Here is a 15,185-nt window from a genome sequence, read left to right on the forward strand (position 1 = left end):
ATTGAAGATTGCTTGACGTTCACGAAACGTGTCCCCTGTCTGCGGTCCAGGTGTTGCAAGAGCGCGTTGATCCGTGGCTGAACCCCTGGTTCTGCCAGTAGGCGAGGTTGGCCGGCCTGCCGTGGATCTTGCTTTCGCCGGCCCGGCTGACCGCGTCGATCCACTGCTCCCAGGTGATGCCGGGGTTGATCGAGTCGAGGGTGGCGCTGTAGAAGACGCCGGCGAAGCACTCGGCCTGCATCTCGAGGCGGTGGCTGAGGATCTGGCGCGCAGTGCCCGTGGCCTGCCAGTAGAGCCGGTTCTGTGCGTCGAGCATGCCGGTGAGCTGCTGCACGTGGTGGCCCCACTCGTGCGCCACCGAGTGGGCGATGTTCATCCTGAACGGGTCGGTCAGGTCGCGCTTCATGATCCGGATGGCGATCGTGCGCTGCGTGGGGCAGTACTGGGCGCCGTTGGTGGTGATCCGCCCGCACGCCGACCCGCTGCCGGTGGTGATCGTGACCTTCGGCGGGCGGTAGACCAGGCCCGCCGCCCTGAACCTGTCGGCCCAGAACGCGTTCGCGCACCCGGCCATCGCCAGGTGGAAGCTCTTCAGCGAGGCCGCGCTGCCCTTGCGGATCGCCGGGATCGCGCACGACTGCGGCGTGGTGGTGCCTGCGGAGTAGATCTTGTTCTTGGTGAGTACGGCCGGCGGTGCCTGCGCGGACGGTCTGACCTCCGCGCTGGCCGTACCCGATAAGGCCGCACCCGCGGTCATGACCACAGCTGCGGCGATCAGGGGAATTCGCACGATGGCGGATCTTAGACCAGTTCTTGGCAGTTTGTTTGCATAAACGCGGCACGGCCGCGCCAGAAGGGCGCGGCCGTGCGGGTCGGTGTGGGCTATCGGACGTAGCCGGCGGACACCTTCCAGGTGTTGCAGGCGCCCGGCGAGCCGGAGCTGTAGCCCCGGTTCATCCACGCGGCGATCGTCGGGCCCTTGCCGTGGTCGTTCTCCGGCCAGGAGTCGGCGCCGTGCTGGCGGAACCAGTTCACGGTGTAGTCCCACTCGCGGTCGTCGATGGGCAGCGAGTCGTGGACCGTGCTCATGAAGACCGAGGAGAAGCACTCGGCCTGCAACTCCGACCGGCGCGACAGCTGGAGCTGACCGGAGTGGCCGGAGGCGTTCCTGGCCGTCCAGTAGTAGCTCCAGATACCGGACATGTTCTGCACGTGGTGACCGTACTCGTGCGCCATCAGGCGGGTGATGCCCAGGGCGAACGGGTCGCGCAGCTGCGACTTGGTGATCAACATGTACATCGTGCGGTCGGTGGAGCAGTAGATGCCGTCGGCGCCGACGCTCCAGGGGCCGCAGGGGGTGCGCATCTTCCTGGTGATGATGCGCAGACGCGGGGAGCTGAAAGTGAGCCCCGCCTTCTTGAACTGGCTGCCCCAGGAGCGGTTCAGGCAGTTGGTTACCGCTGTCAGGAAGTGCCTGTAGGCCGCGACGCTGCCCTTGGGAAGGGAACCGGGCGAACAGTTCGAGCCGGCGAGCCGGCCGGTCTTGTACAGGGGGTTGTTGACGGCCGCCACCTTGCCACTGGGGTTGGCCGCCTGCTGCGATGCCTCGTTGCTCGTTTCTGCTGCTTGCGCTGACGCTGTACCCGCGCCGGCCAGGGCCAGGACGACCCCGGCCGCCAGGAGTGACGTCAGTTTCCTCATGGGGAGAGTGTTCATAGTGAGGAAAAGACTAGGTCAAGATCGGACAAATGCGGGCTCAATTGACTCGATGGAGTCAATGCCGGGGCCACGAACTAGACTCGATCCGTTGGGGCAGTCGGAGCGGAGGGGACGCGGCATGCTGGGCTCGATCAGGGGACCGCACGACGTCAAACAGCTCGGCGTAGAGGAGTTGCCGCGGCTCGCCGGGGAGATCCGGGACGTGCTCGTCGACGCGTGCGCCGAGTTCGGTGGCCACCTGGGGCCCAACCTGGGCGTCGTCGAGTTGACCATCGCCGTTCACCGGGTGTTCGACTCGCCGCGTGACCCGATCATCTGGGACACCGGCCACCAGGCCTACGTGCACAAGCTGCTGACCGGCCGCCTGGACGGCTTCGCCGCGCTCAAGCAGGAGGGCGGCCTGTCGGGCTACCCGAGCCAGGCCGAGTCCGAGCACGACTTCGTGGAGAACTCCCACGCCTCCACCGCGCTGTCCTACGCCGACGGCCTGGCCAAGGCCTTCCGGGTGCGCGGCGAGGGTGACCGGACTGTGGTGGCGGTCATCGGTGACGGCGCGCTCACCGGCGGCATGGCCTGGGAGGCGCTCAACAACATCGCCGCCCGCAGGGACCTGCCGCTCGTCATCGTCGTCAACGACAACGGCCGCTCCTACTCGCCGACGATCGGCGGGCTCGCCAGCCATCTGTCCTCGCTTCGCACCAACCGCCGCTATGAGGACGTGCTGGAGTTCGTCAAGGAGAAGTTCGGCAACATCCCCGTCCTGTACGACGCGCTGCACGGCATCAAGAAGGGCGTCAAGGACGTCCTGGCCCCGCAGGTCATGTTCGAGGACCTCGGGCTGAAGTACGTCGGCCCCATCGACGGCCACGACGAGCAGGCCGTGGAGGCCGCGCTGCGCCAGGCCCGCGACTTCCGCGGCCCGGTCATCGTGCACGTGCTCACCCAGAAGGGCCACGGCTACTCCCCGGCCGAGAACCACGACGAGGACCAGCTGCACGGCCCCGGCCCCTTCGACAAGGTGACCGGCAGGGAGAAGCCGAAGGGCCGCATCTGGACCGACGTGTTCAGCGAGGAGATCGTCAAGCTCGGCCACGAGCGCGACGACATCGTGGCCATCACCGCCGCCATGCAGTACCCGGTGGGCCTCGCCCCCTTCGCCGAGGCCTTCCCCGAGCGCTTCTACGACGTCGGCATCGCCGAGCAGCACGCAGTGACCAGCGCGGCCGGGCTGGCGTTCGGCGGCCTGCACCCGGTGTTCGCCGTCTACGCCACCTTCCTCAACCGCGCCTTCGACCAGCTGCTCATGGACGTGGCCCTGCACAAGCTGCCCGTCACGTTCGTGCTCGACAGGGCGGGCGTCACCGGCGACGACGGCCCCAGCCACAACGGCATGTGGGACCTGTCGATCCTGCAGGTCGTGCCGGGCCTGCGGATCGCGGTGCCGCGCGACGGCGACCGCGTGGTCGAGCTGCTGCGCGAGGCCGTCGCGATCGAGGACGGCCCGACCGCGCTGCGCTACCCCAAGGGCGCGCTGGCCGCTCCGCTGGAGGCGATCGGCAAGCTCGGCGAGATGGACGTGCTGCGTGCCGCGGATCCCGACGTGCTCATCATCGGCGTCGGCCCGATGGCACACCCGTGCATGGAGGCCGCCGACCTGCTCGACCAGCAGGGCATCTCGGCCACGGTGATCGACCCGCGCTGGGTCAAGCCGCTGGACGAGGCGTTGGTGCTGGCGGCCGGAGCGCACAAGCTGGTCGCGGTGGTGGAGGACAACGGGCGCGTGGGCGGCGTCGGCGACGCGGTGGCCAGGCTGCTGCGCGACAACGACGTGGACGTGCCGGTCAAGACGTTCGGCATCGACCAGTGCTTCCTGGACGTGGCCAAGCGCGCCAAGATTCTCGGTTACCAGGGCTTGACCGGCCAGGACGTGGCCAGGGGGATCACCGAGGCGGTCGCGAAGCGGAGTGCCCCCATCGAGGCATGATCACTCCCGGTGCGGGCAATATCACCGATTGTGGATATCTTTCGCACCAAGAGCGTTGAGCAGTCGATCCGCGACACCGAGGAGCCCGAGCACCGGCTGAGAAAGCGGCTGTCGGCCCTCGACCTGACCGTGTTCGGCATCGGGGTGATCGTCGGCACGGGCATCTTCGTGCTGACAGGGCAGGTGGCCAAGCTGACCGCGGGCCCGGCCGTGGCGCTGGGTTTCGTGGTGTCGGGCGTGGTCTGCGGCCTGGCCGCGCTGTGCTACGCGGAGTTCGCCTCCACCATCCCGGTGGCCGGGTCGGCCTACACCTTCTCCTTCGCCACGCTGGGCGAGTTCCCCGCCTGGGTGATCGGGTGGGACCTGATGCTGGAGATGGCGCTGGCCGCAGCCGTGGTCGCGGTCGGCTGGTCGGGCTACTTCTCGGCGCTACTCGAGTCGATTGGCATCCATCTGCCCGACTGGATGGCGGGGGAGACGCCGGTGGTGAACGTGCCCGCGATCGTGGTCGTGCTGATTCTCACCGCGATCCTGGTCGCCGGCATCAAGCTGTCCTCGCGGGTGAACGAGGTCATCGTCGCGATCAAGGTGTCGGTCATCATGCTCGTGATCGTGGCCGGGCTGTTCTTCATCAACGGCGCGAACTACACGCCGTTCATCCCTCCCGCCATCTCCACCCCCGCGGTCGCGGGACTGAAGGCGCCGCTGATCCAGGTGCTGTTCGGCATCACCCCGGTGTCGTTCGGTGTGATCGGCATCTTCTCCGCCGCCGCGGTCGTCTTCTTCGCCTTCATCGGCTTCGACATCGTGGCCACCGCCGCGGAGGAGACCATCAACCCGCAGCGCGACGTGCCCCGCGGCATCCTCGGCTCGCTGGCCATCTGCACGGTCCTGTACGTCGCCGTCTCGCTCGTCGTGGTCGGCATGCAGAAATACACCCAGCTGAGCACGAAGGCGCCGCTGGCCGAGGCGTTCAGAGCCGTCGGGCAGAACTGGGCCGCCGCGCTGATCAGCATCGGCGCCATCGCCGGTCTCACCACCGTGGTGATGATCCTGATGCTGGGGCAGAGCCGGGTGCTGTTCGCCATGTGCCGTGACGGGCTGCTGCCGCGGCAGCTGTCGGTCGTGCACCCCAAGTTCGGCACGCCCGCGCGGCTCACGGTCATCGTCGGCGTGGTCTCGGCGGCGCTGTCCGGGTTCATCTCGCTCGGCGCGCTGGCCGAGCTGGTGAACATCGGGACGCTGTTCGCCTTCGTGGTGGTCTCGGCCGGCGTGATCATCCTGCGTCGCACCCGGCCGGACCTGCCTCGCGCGTTCCGCACGCCGTTCGTGCCCGTGCTGCCGATCCTGTCGATCCTGGCGTGCTTCTACCTGATGCTGAACCTGCCGGTGGAGACCTGGCTGCGGTTCGTCGTGTGGATGGTGATCGGCGCGGTGATCTACTTCCTGTACGGCTACCGCCACAGCCGCGCCGTACGCACCCCGACGGAACCGACGCCGCCGCCGGTCCCGGGAACCTTCTAGGCCCGGCGACCCCGTTCTTGGCCGTCCACACGAAAGACCCCCGAGGGAACCGCTTTCCCCCGGGGGTCTTCACGTCAGGCGGGCACCGAGGCGACGCCCTGCTCCAGGAACCGCGGGTCGGACAGGCCGGCCCGGTCCAGGTACGGGGTGACGCCGCCGAGGTGGAAGGGCCAGCCGGCGCCCAGGATCATGCACAGGTCGATGTCCTGGGCGGCCGCCACCACGCCCTCGTCCAGCATGATCCGGATCTCCTCGGACAGGGCTTCCAGGACGCGCCGCCGTACCTGCTCGGCCGTGGACGGCGAGGTGCCGCCCTCGAACAGCGCGACCGCGTCGGGGTCGAGCGAGAAGTCGGCCCGGTAGACGCCCGGCTTGCCGGAGGCGACCAGCTTGGCCATGCCGGGAGAGACGCCGAAGCGGCCGGGGAAGGCGGCGTGCAGCGTCTCGGCCACGTGCAGGCCGACGGCGGGCCCGACGAGCTGCAGCAGCGCGAAGGGCGTCATCGGCAGCCCCAGGTCGTCCAGCGCGTGCTCGGCCACCTCCAGCGGCGTGCCCTCGTCGACGGCGGCCACGACCTCGCCCATGAAGCGGGTCAGCAGCCGGTTCACCACGAACGCGGGAGCGTCCTTGACCAGTACCGACGACTTCTTCAGCGCCTTGCCCACCGCGAAGGCGGTGGCCAGCGTCACCTCGTCGGTCTCGGCGCCCCGGATGATCTCCAGCAGCGGCATCACCGCCACCGGGTTGAAGAAGTGGAACCCGACCAGCCGCGCCGGCACCCGCAGGCCGGAGCCCATCTCGGTCAGCGACAGCGACGAGGTGTTGGTGGCCAGCACGCACGAGTCCGAGACTACGGCTTCGACCTCGGCGAAGACCTGCTTCTTGACCGCCAGGTCCTCGAAGACGGCCTCGATGACGAAGTCGGCGTCGGCGAAGGCGTCCTTGGTGAGCGAGCCCGTCACCAGCGACTTGAGGCGGTTGGCCTGGTCGCCGGAGATACGGCCCTTGCCGAGGAGCTTGTCCACCTCGGCGTGCACGTAGCCGACGCCCTTGTCCAGGCGGGCCTGGTCCAGGTCGGTCAGCACGACGGGCACCTCGAGGCGGCGCGCGAACAGCAGCGCCATCTGCGAGGCCATCAGCCCGGCGCCGACGACACCGACCTTGGTGACCTTGTGGGCCAGCGCCGGGTCGGGCGCTCCGGCCGGCCGCTTGGCGCGCCGCTGGACCAGGTCGAAGGAGTACAGCCCGGCGCGCAGCGTGTCGCTCATCAGCAGGTCGGCCAGGATCTCCTCCTCGGCCGCGAAGCCGGCCGCGGGCGTGGCCGTGCGGGCCATCGCGATCAGGTCGAGCGCCCGGTAGGGGGCGGGGGAGGCGCCGTGCAGCTTCATGTCCAGCAGGAAGCGGGCGTCCGAGACCGCCTTGTCCCAGTCCACATCGTCAAAAGAGGCGCGATCGACCGAAATTTCGGACTTGATCACGTGGGCGGCCCAGCGCAGCGACTCCTCCAGGAAGTCGGCCGGCTCGAAGATCGCGTCGGCGACGCCGTACTCGAAGGCCTGGGTGCCCTTGATCATGCGGTTCTGGGAGAGCGGGTTCTCCACGATCAGCTTGATCGCGCCGGCCGGGCCGATCAGGCGGGGCAGCAGCTGGGTGCCGCCCCAGCCGGGCACCAGGCCCAGGAAGCACTCGGGCAGCGCCACGGCGGGCACGCCCGCGGAGATCGTCCGGTAGGTGCAGTGCAGCGCCACCTCCAGGCCGCCGCCCATGGCCGCGCCGTTGACGAAGGCGAAGCTGGGGATGGCCAGCGAGCCCAGGCGCGCGAAGACCGCGTGGCCGAGGCGGCCGATCTCCAGCGCTTCCTCGCGGGTGCGCACCTGCGCGGCGCCCTTCAGGTCGGCGCCCACGCCGAAGATGAACGGCTTGCCCGTCACGCCCACGGCCACCAGGTCCGTGCGCGCGGCGACCGCGTCGAGCGCCTCGCCCAGGGAGGTCAGCCCGCCGGGGCCGAAGGTGTTCGGCTTGGTGTGGTCGAAGCCGTTGTCCAGGGTGATCAGCGCCATCGTCCCCGCGCCGTAAGGCAGCTCGACGTCGCGCACGATGGCCTTGGTGACGAGTTCCTCGAAGCTCATGCCGCGTTACCCCCGATGTTCTCCCAGATCACGGTGCCGCCCATGCCCATGCCGACGCACATGGTGGTGATGCCGTAGCGCACGTCGGGGCGCTCGCCGAACTGCCGGGCCAGCTGTGTCATCAGCCGCACCCCCGAGGAGGCCAGCGGGTGGCCGAAGGCGATCGCGCCGCCCCACGGGTTGACCTTCTCCTCGTCGATGCCGAAGTGGTCGAGGAAGGCCAGGACCTGCACGGCGAAGGCCTCGTTGATCTCGAAGAGCCCGATGTCGGAGACGTCCAGCCCGGCGAGCCGCAGCGCACGCTCCGTGGACGGGATCGGGCCGACGCCCATCACCTCGGGGTCCACGCCGGCGAAGGCGTAGGAGACCAGCCGCATGCGCGCGTTCAGCCCCAGCTCCTCGGCGGCCTCGGAGGCGGCCACGATGCAGCCGGTGGCGCCGTCGTTGATGCCCGAGGAGTTGCCGGCGGTGACGTGCCCGTGCGGGCGGAAGGGCGTCTTCAGCCCGGCCAGGCCCGCCATCGTCGTGTCGGGGCGCGGTGCCTCGTCGGAGACGGCCAGTCCCCAGCCCTTCTCGGCGGTCCTGATCGCGGTCGGCACCAGGTCGGGCTGGATCCTGCCGTCGGCGTAGGCCTTGGCCGCCTTCTCCTGCGAGCGCAGCGCGTAGGCGTCCGCGCGCTCCTTGGTGATTTCCGGGTAGCGGTCGTGCAGGTTCTCCGCCGTCATGCCCATGACCAGCGCGCTGGGGTCGACGAGCTTCTCCGACAGGAAGCGCGGGTTCGGGTCCAGGCCCTCGCCCATCGGGTGGCGCCCCATGTGCTCCACCCCGCCCGCGATCGCCACGTCGTAGGCGCCGAACGCGATCCCGCCGGCCACCGTGGTGACCGCGGTCATCGCGCCCGCGCACATCCGGTCGATGGCGTACCCGGGCACGCTCTTCGGCAGCCCCGCCAGCACCGCGGCCGAGCGGCCGATGGTCAGCCCCTGGTCGCCGATCTGGGTGGTGGCCGCGATGGCGACCTCGTCCACCCGCTCGGGCGGCAGGTCGGGATTGCGCCGCATGAGCTCGCGGATGACGCGCACGACCATGTCGTCCGCGCGGGTCTCCGCGTACAGCCCCTTCGGCCCTGACCTGCCGAAAGGTGTGCGCACGCCGTCGACGAACACGACGTCACGTGAATTAGGCACGGGTTCGCTCCTCGTTGGGGAAAGCCACCGCGCCTATGCTACTCGCGAGTAACCAACGCCAGGACGAGCGCCGCCGCCAGCAGCGCGTAGACGAGCGCGGTGGGCGGCTCCCACAGGTGGGCGCGGGCCGCGACCAGGGCGGTGACCGCCAGCACAGCGCCCGCCCAGAGCGCCGCCACGCCTCGTCCGCGCCTGCCCGAGCCGGGATCCCACGGGTCGCCGGGAGCGCCTCCCGACCTGACGCGCGCCAGCGTCATGGCCGCGTCGCGTCCCCACCACAGGAGGAAGAACGCGCCCGCGGCGTACGCCGGGATCGCGACGACGTCCGCCGCACTGGTGAGCGCGCCGGCCAAGCCGTACATCCCCGATTCCCGGAACAGACGCGGCACCGTGAAGCCGAGCAGCAGCGTCACCGCCCAGCAGGCGGCCACGCCGAGCCGGGAGGCCAGGCGCGGCCAGGCGCCGCGGGCGGCGGAGTAGAGCTCGAGCTCGCGCCTGCGCACCGCCCTGGCTCGCGCGCCCCAGATCCCCTGGGTGACGGCCAGCACAGGCAGTGCGCCGAGGAAGAGCCCGAGGGCGAGTACGGCGAGCGGCAGGGTGCCCTCGCGGGTGCGGGCCCGCTCGGCGAGCAACTGGGCGGCGGTGATCAGCGCGATCGAACCGGAGAGCGCGATCAGCGCGGTCCGGCGCGCGCTCTGGGCCTGCGCGCGCAGCCCGGTCACCGCCCGCGCACCGGGAGGGGGTGCTTTCTGGGCCGATAGCATGACAGTCATGATGGCGTCACGGCATGTGACCGCGCGCCCGCTTCACGGGTTTTGATGGAGCCCTCGATCACCCGCGCGCGCTCGGCCACCGACGCCTTCGGCAGCGTGACGAGACGACAGCCGTAGTCGGTGTAAGCCTCGGCGTCGCGCTCATCCCTCCTTGCAGACGAGGTCGAGCAGGCCGGGGAAGCGGGCCTCCAGGTCGTCGCGGCGCAGCCGGACGAGCAGGTTCCTGCCCTGGTTGCGCTGGAAGGTCACGCCGCTCTCGCGCAGGATCCGCCAGTGGCTGGTCAGCGTGGACTTCGGCACGCCGCTGATGATGTCGCCGCAGGACTGCTCCTCGCCGTCGGCCAGCGTGCGCACGATCTGGGCGCGCACCGGGTGGCCCAGGGCCGCCAGCACGTCCACCAGCTCGATCTGCTCCCGCGATGGATGAAGCATGCCGTCCATAGTACGAGATTTTCGAACGATGATTTGACGCCGACGGTTCGACTGTACGAGGATTTCGTACCGTTCGATAATTTCGTACTAAGGATAGCGATGTCCCCTCGTTCCGGCTGGACCCTGGCCTTGCTGGCGTTGTCGCAGCTCATCATCGCCCTCGACTTCTTCATCGTGTTCGTGGCGCTTCCCGACATCGGGCGGGATCTCGGCTTTTCTCCGCAGACCCTGCAATGGGTGGCCAGCGCGTACGCGGTGGCCTACGGCGGCTTCCTGCTGTTCGGCGGGCGCGCCGCGGACCTGCTGGGGCGGCGCAGGATGTTCGTCGCCGCGCTGGCGATCTTCGCGTTGTCGTCGCTGGCGGGCGGGCTGGCCGGCAGCCCCGGGCTGCTGGTGGCCGCCAGGGTGGTGCAGGGGCTGGGCGGCGCACTGCTCTTCCCCGCCACGGTGGCGCTGGTCAACACCCGCTTCGAGGAGGGTCCCGCGCGCAACAGGGCGCTGGGCGTGTGGAGCGGCGCGGGCGCCAGCGGCCTGGCCATCGGCTCGCTGGCCGGCGGCCTGCTCACCGGCGCGTGGGGCTGGCAGGCGGACTTCTACGTCAACGTGCCGCTGGCCGCGCTCGCCATCGCCGGCGCCTACGTGCTGCTGCCCGCCGACGGGCCGCGCCAGCGTGGCCGCCGCTTCGACCTGCCCGGCGCCGTGCTCGCCACCGGTGGCGTGAGCCTGCTGGCCTACGCCCTCATCCAGGGGCCCGAGTCCGGCTGGGCCTCACCGGCCATCCTGGCGGCCTTCGCGCTGGCCGTCGTGCTGATCGCCGCCTTCGTGTCCGTCGAGCGGCGCAGCGCCGATCCGCTGATGCCGCTGCGGCTGTTCGGCAATCGCAGCCTCACCTCGGCCATCGCGGTCATCCTGGTCTTCGGCGCCACGTTCAACTCCATCCCGTACTTCCTGACCGTCTACTTCCAGAACGTGCTCGGCTACGGCGCGGTGACCACCGGCCTGGCCTTCCTCGTCCCCGCGCTGCTCATCGCGCTCGGCACGCAGCTGGGCGGGCGGATGGCGGGCCGCATCGGGATGCGCGCCACCCTGGTCATCGGCACGGTCGGCGGGGCGCTCGGCGCCGCCGCGCTCGCGCTCGGGGTGAGCCAGGACGGCAGCTACTGGGCCGTCCTGCCCGGCATCGTCGTCATGGGCGTCAGCCAGGGGCTGACCTGGACCGGCATGTGGATCGCCGCGGCCACCGGCGTTGCCGCGGCCGAGCAGGGCGTCGCCTCCGGCATGGCCTCCACGGCGCTGCAGGTCGGCGCCGCGCTCGGACTGGCCGTCCTGGTCGCGGCCGGCGGGCTCGGCGAGGCCTCCGGCGCCGCACTGGCCTCGGGCCTGCGCATCGCCGTGCTGATCGCCGCCGCCGGGATGCTGCTCGGCACGGTGGTCGCGCTCACCTTCGCCAGGAGGCGGATCGCCGAGCCGGTGCCCGCGTGAAACCTCTTCCGGCCCGCCGGTGTTCGCCCTGTCGAGGAGGATCAACATGATCGATGTCGCCATCGCCGGCGGGGGACCCGTCGGCATGCTGCTCGCCGCCGAGCTCGCCCTGCAGGGGGTGCGGCCCGTGGTGTTCGAGCGGCTCGCCGTACCGTCGGGGGAGTCCAAGGCCGGCACGCTGCACGCGCGCACCGCGCAGAGCCTGGACCGGCGCGGGCTGCTCGACCTGGTGGGCCGCTCGAGCAGGGGGAGCGTCAGCTTCCACTTCTCCGGCATGTTCGGCCTGGACCTCGGCGCGGTCGCCGGGGAGGGGCCGAGCATCGTCGGCAGCCCGCAGGCCTGGGCCGAGCAGGTCTTCGCGCGCCGCGCCGCCGAGCTGGGCGCCGAGATCAGGCGCGGGCAGGAGGTGACCGGGCTGGTCCAGCACGACGACCACGTGCTGCTGACCGTCGGCGGCCGCGAGCTCGCCGCCCGCTACATGGTCGGCGCCGACGGCGCGCGCAGCGCCGTCCGCGACGCCGCGGGCATCCCCTTCACCGGCACGGGCGCGCGCGTCGCCGCGCTCTCGGGAGACGTGCGCCTGCTCGACCCGTACGGCGTGCCGCCCGGATACAACCGGACGCCGCGGGGCTGGGTGCTGGCGTGGGTCAACCCCGCCGGCCACAGCCGGATCACCACCTACGACTTCGGCGCGCCCCACGCCGACCGGCAGGCTCCCGTGTCCCTCGCCGAGCTCAGGGAGAGCGCCGAGCGCATCCTCGGCGTGCCGGTCCCGATGGCCGACCCGGTCAGCCTGTCCCGGTACGGCGACGCCGCCCTGCAGGCCGAGAACTACCGAGCCGGGCGCGTGCTGCTGGCCGGGGACGCGGCCCACGTCCACTTCCCGTGGGGCGGGCAGGGGCTCAACACCGGGCTCGAGGACGCCATGAACCTGGGCTGGAAGCTGGCCGCCGTGGTCGGCGGGCAGACGCCCGACAGCCTGCTCGACACCTACCACGCCGAACGGCACCCGGTGGCGGCCCGGGTGCTGTGGAACGTGCGGGCGCAGACGGCGCTGGCCAACCCCGATCCCGCGGTGGACCCGCTGCGCGAGCTGTTCGCCGAGCTGATGGGGCTCGACCAGGTCAACGAGTACCTGGGCGGCATGATCAGCGGCGTGGACACCGTCTACTGCGTCGGGGCGCCGGGAGCGGGGTGGATGCTGCCCGACGTGGCGCTGAAGACCTCCGACGGTCCCGTGCGGCTGGTCGAGCTGCTGCGGGCCGGGCGGCCGCTGCTGCTCGATCTGGCCGGGCGGGACGACCTGGTGGCCGAGGCCGCCGGATGGCGCGATCGGGTGGAGGTCGTGCGGGCCACGGCGGAGCTCGACGTGGACGCCGTTCTGGTGCGTCCGGATGGGTATGTCGCCTGGATCCCAAATAGGAGCTCCTACCCACTGCGTGAGGCCCTTGAACGTTGGTTTGGCCCCTAAAACACGCCATCATTTGCGATGTTCCTGTGAAATTTCCGGACAAGTGGTGGTCGAGTCTGTTAGGAAGGGGCGCGTTGCGAATTCGTACTAGAGAGGTTCACCGTGGCGCGCGACGAGAACGACAGGCATGAGGCGTTAAACCCGGACCTCAGCGGCGACGTGCTGTCCCCGCGCTGGAGCACGGACGACACGGATGAGCAGCCTGCCATCCAGGTCTCGGGCAACGAGACCTACATCATGCCGGCGGACAAGAGCACCCCGATGGAGATCAGCGACTACCTCGCGCAGACCGGATCCTCCTACGGGGATTCCGGGGACGCGCTGGCCGGTGACGCCCTGGCCGCCGATCCCCTCGGTGACCGTCTTGGCTCGGGTGACGCCCTGGCGGCCCCGGGCGACCATCTTTCCGCGGCCGACCCTCTCGGGCCGGTGGATCCGCTGGGGTCCGCCGATCCCCTCGGAACCGGTGACGCCTTGGGCTCCGGCGGCGCGTTTGGCGATCCGCTCAGGGACGAGCCTTTCACCGGGGCGGCCGGCGCGAGCGGCCCGCACGACCTGACCTCCTCCGCTGACGAGGAGTCCGACTCCGGCTACCTGCCGATCGACCGCGGCTACGAGTCCGAGGATGCCGAGCCCAAGCGGGGCTTCCTCGGCTCAGGGTGGAGCGACGACGGCGACGGTGAGCAGGGGGATCACGAGGTGCGCCGCCGTACCAAGATCCTGCTGGTCGCGGCGGCGGCGGTCGTGGTGCTGGGCGCGGGAGCGGGCTGGATGCTCACCAGCTCCTCCGGCGACGACCCGTGCGCCGGCGGCCACTGCGCCAGCGTCGGCCAGGCGACCGCGCCGGTCGAGACGCCCAAGCCCAAGGACTCCAAGCCGGAGTCGCAGCCCACGGATTCCGACTCGCCCGAGCCCACGGCCACCGAGACCGCGGCGCCGACGCACACACCCGTCCGGGTGCGCAGCACGCGCACGCCCTCGCCCAGGACCTCGCCCACGCGCATCGGCGTGCCGACCACCAAGCCGAGCACGCGCGGCACCAAGCAGCCTGAGGGTGACGTCAAGACCACCACGACGGACCAGCAGGACCAGCAGGTCTCGACCAAGCAGTCGAGCTCGCCGACCACGGCGCCGCCCGCGCCGACCACCCAGGCTCCCGCTCCGCAGCCCGCGGAGACCAAGAAGGGCGGCCTGCTGGGATTCCTGTTCCCCTGGGCCTAGCACACCGTCTTGCACCACCGCGCTCTCTGCCGCCCCGGCCTGCCCACCGCAGGCCGGGGCCACACGCGAGCCCAATCCTCTCGAGGGCGCGGACCGGCCGCGGCATTCGCAACGTCGCAACGCCCGGCAAGAGCCGGGCTCCTGCGGCCCTGGCCGGCCCGCGGTGCTGTTCTGGTGCGGTGGGGCGCGCGAGGATGCGGGCCAGGTGCCGTTCTGGCACACTGGGAAACCGCTTTCCGGGGAGGTCTCGTGGTCACGCTTGAGGACGTCGCCAAGCAGGCGGGCGTGTCCCTGGCGACCGCCTCGCGGGTGCTCAACGGCAGCACCCGCCAGGTGGGCGCGGACCTGAGGGCCCGGGTGGAGCGGGCGGCCGACGAGCTCGGCTACCGCGCCAACGTCGCGGCCCAGGCGCTGGCCAGAGGGGCCGGCAACGTGATCGGGCTGGTCGTGCACGACCTCACCGACCCCTACTTCGCCGCGCTGGCCGACGGCGCCATGCGGGCGGCGGCCGGCGAGGGCCTGCTGGTCATGGTCGGGACCACGCATCGCGACCCCGAACAGGAGATCGCCTACGTGGCGACGCTGAACGCCCAGCGGGTGCGCGCCGTCCTGCTGGCCGGCTCCCGCGTCACCGACGCCGAGGTCACCGCCCGGCTGCGTAGCGAGCTGGCGCGATACCAGGCGGGCGGCGGCCGGGTCGCCTGCGTCGGCCAGGACCTGCTCGGCGTCGACACGATCGCCCCCGCCAACCGCGCGGGGGCCGCGGCGCTCGCCCGCGCGCTGGCCGAGCTGGGCCACACGCGCTTCGCGGTGCTCGCCGGGCCGCCGCACCTGATGACGGCCGCCGACCGGTGCGCCGGGTTCGTCGAGGCCGTCGAGGAGCTGGGGCTGCCGACGCCGCACGTCGTCCACGGGCCCTTCGACCGCGACGGCGGCTATCAGGCGGCCATCGAGACGGGCGATGCGACCTGCGTGTTCGCGGTCAATGACGTGATGGCCGTGGGCGCACTCGCCGCCTACCGCGAGCGCGGGATCCGGGTGCCGCAGGACGTGTCGGTGGCGGGTTTCGACGACATCGCCACGCTGCGCGACCAGGTGCCGGCCCTGACGACGGTACGGCTGCCGCTGACCGATATGGGCGCCAGGGCGCTGGAGCTGGCGCTCGGCGAGGGCGAGGCGCCCGTGGTGGAGGAGATCACCGGAGAGGTCGTCCTCAGGGAGAGCGTGCGCCGTTGCGGCCCCTGACCCGCCCTCGCGTGACGC

General features: G+C 71.1%; 12 protein-coding genes. 6 read left to right on the forward strand and 6 right to left on the reverse strand.

Annotated features, from left to right (window positions below; translation table 11 throughout):
* Positions 1–19 precede the first annotated feature (19 nt).
* Complete coding sequence (locus tag ACIBHX_RS03425) at positions 20–790, reverse strand: neutral zinc metallopeptidase (RefSeq protein WP_397063771.1); 771 nt, start codon at positions 788–790, stop codon at positions 20–22.
* Between the two features lie 92 nt (positions 791–882).
* Positions 883–1,701 carry a neutral zinc metallopeptidase gene (locus ACIBHX_RS03430; RefSeq protein WP_397063772.1) on the reverse strand — a complete coding sequence of 273 codons (819 nt, stop codon included), beginning with the start codon at positions 1,699–1,701 and terminating at the stop codon, positions 883–885.
* A gap of 136 nt (positions 1,702–1,837) precedes the next feature.
* Between ACIBHX_RS03430 and dxs the strand changes: the two genes are divergently transcribed.
* Together dxs and ACIBHX_RS03440 are read left to right on the forward strand one after the other, a co-directional pair.
* The gene (gene dxs / locus ACIBHX_RS03435; RefSeq protein ID WP_397063774.1) at positions 1,838–3,703 is read left to right on the forward strand and encodes a 1-deoxy-D-xylulose-5-phosphate synthase; all 1,866 of its coding nucleotides are present in this window, start codon (positions 1,838–1,840) and stop codon (positions 3,701–3,703) included.
* Between the two features lie 30 nt (positions 3,704–3,733).
* Positions 3,734–5,227 carry an amino acid permease gene (locus ACIBHX_RS03440; RefSeq protein ID WP_397063775.1) on the forward strand — a complete coding sequence of 498 codons (1,494 nt, stop codon included), beginning with the start codon at positions 3,734–3,736 and terminating at the stop codon, positions 5,225–5,227.
* A 74-nt stretch (positions 5,228–5,301) separates the two neighbouring features.
* Here the strand turns inward: ACIBHX_RS03440 and ACIBHX_RS03445 are convergent, their stop codons facing one another.
* The 4 genes from ACIBHX_RS03445 to ACIBHX_RS03460 form a co-directional block, all read right to left on the reverse strand.
* Positions 5,302–7,356: a 3-hydroxyacyl-CoA dehydrogenase NAD-binding domain-containing protein gene (locus ACIBHX_RS03445; RefSeq protein ID WP_397063777.1), complete on the reverse strand. Its 2,055-nt coding sequence runs from the start codon at positions 7,354–7,356 to the stop codon at positions 5,302–5,304.
* Positions 7,353–8,522, reverse strand: a complete 1,170-nt coding sequence (locus ACIBHX_RS03450; protein WP_397065015.1) for a thiolase family protein — start codon at positions 8,520–8,522, stop codon at positions 7,353–7,355. The genes ACIBHX_RS03445 and ACIBHX_RS03450 overlap by 4 nt, the downstream gene beginning before the upstream one ends.
* Positions 8,523–8,581: 59 nt before the next feature.
* A complete protein-coding gene (locus tag ACIBHX_RS03455; protein ID WP_397063779.1) occupies positions 8,582–9,307 on the reverse strand; it encodes a hypothetical protein in 726 nt (241 codons plus the stop codon).
* Between the two features lie 150 nt (positions 9,308–9,457).
* Positions 9,458–9,748 carry an ArsR/SmtB family transcription factor gene (locus ACIBHX_RS03460; RefSeq protein ID WP_397063781.1) on the reverse strand — a complete coding sequence of 97 codons (291 nt, stop codon included), beginning with the start codon at positions 9,746–9,748 and terminating at the stop codon, positions 9,458–9,460.
* A gap of 99 nt (positions 9,749–9,847) precedes the next feature.
* On the opposite strand from ACIBHX_RS03460, the gene ACIBHX_RS03465 reads away from it, so the two are divergent.
* From ACIBHX_RS03465 to ACIBHX_RS03480, 4 genes are all read left to right on the forward strand, one after another.
* The gene (locus ACIBHX_RS03465; RefSeq protein ID WP_397063782.1) at positions 9,848–11,230 is read left to right on the forward strand and encodes an MFS transporter; all 1,383 of its coding nucleotides are present in this window, start codon (positions 9,848–9,850) and stop codon (positions 11,228–11,230) included.
* Positions 11,231–11,276: 46 nt separating this feature from the next.
* On the forward strand, positions 11,277–12,701 hold the full coding sequence (locus tag ACIBHX_RS03470; protein ID WP_397063784.1) for an FAD-dependent monooxygenase: 1,425 nt from the start codon (positions 11,277–11,279) through the stop codon (positions 12,699–12,701).
* A 102-nt stretch (positions 12,702–12,803) separates the two neighbouring features.
* Positions 12,804–13,922: a hypothetical protein gene (locus ACIBHX_RS03475; RefSeq protein WP_397063786.1), complete on the forward strand. Its 1,119-nt coding sequence runs from the start codon at positions 12,804–12,806 to the stop codon at positions 13,920–13,922.
* A 249-nt stretch (positions 13,923–14,171) separates the two neighbouring features.
* Complete coding sequence (locus tag ACIBHX_RS03480; protein WP_397063787.1) at positions 14,172–15,167, forward strand: LacI family DNA-binding transcriptional regulator; 996 nt, start codon at positions 14,172–14,174, stop codon at positions 15,165–15,167.
* The last annotated feature ends 18 nt before the right edge of the window (positions 15,168–15,185 follow it).

It is taken from the genome of Nonomuraea sp. NPDC050536 (assembly GCF_044457685.1).
Classification (GTDB): domain Bacteria; phylum Actinomycetota; class Actinomycetes; order Streptosporangiales; family Streptosporangiaceae; genus Nonomuraea.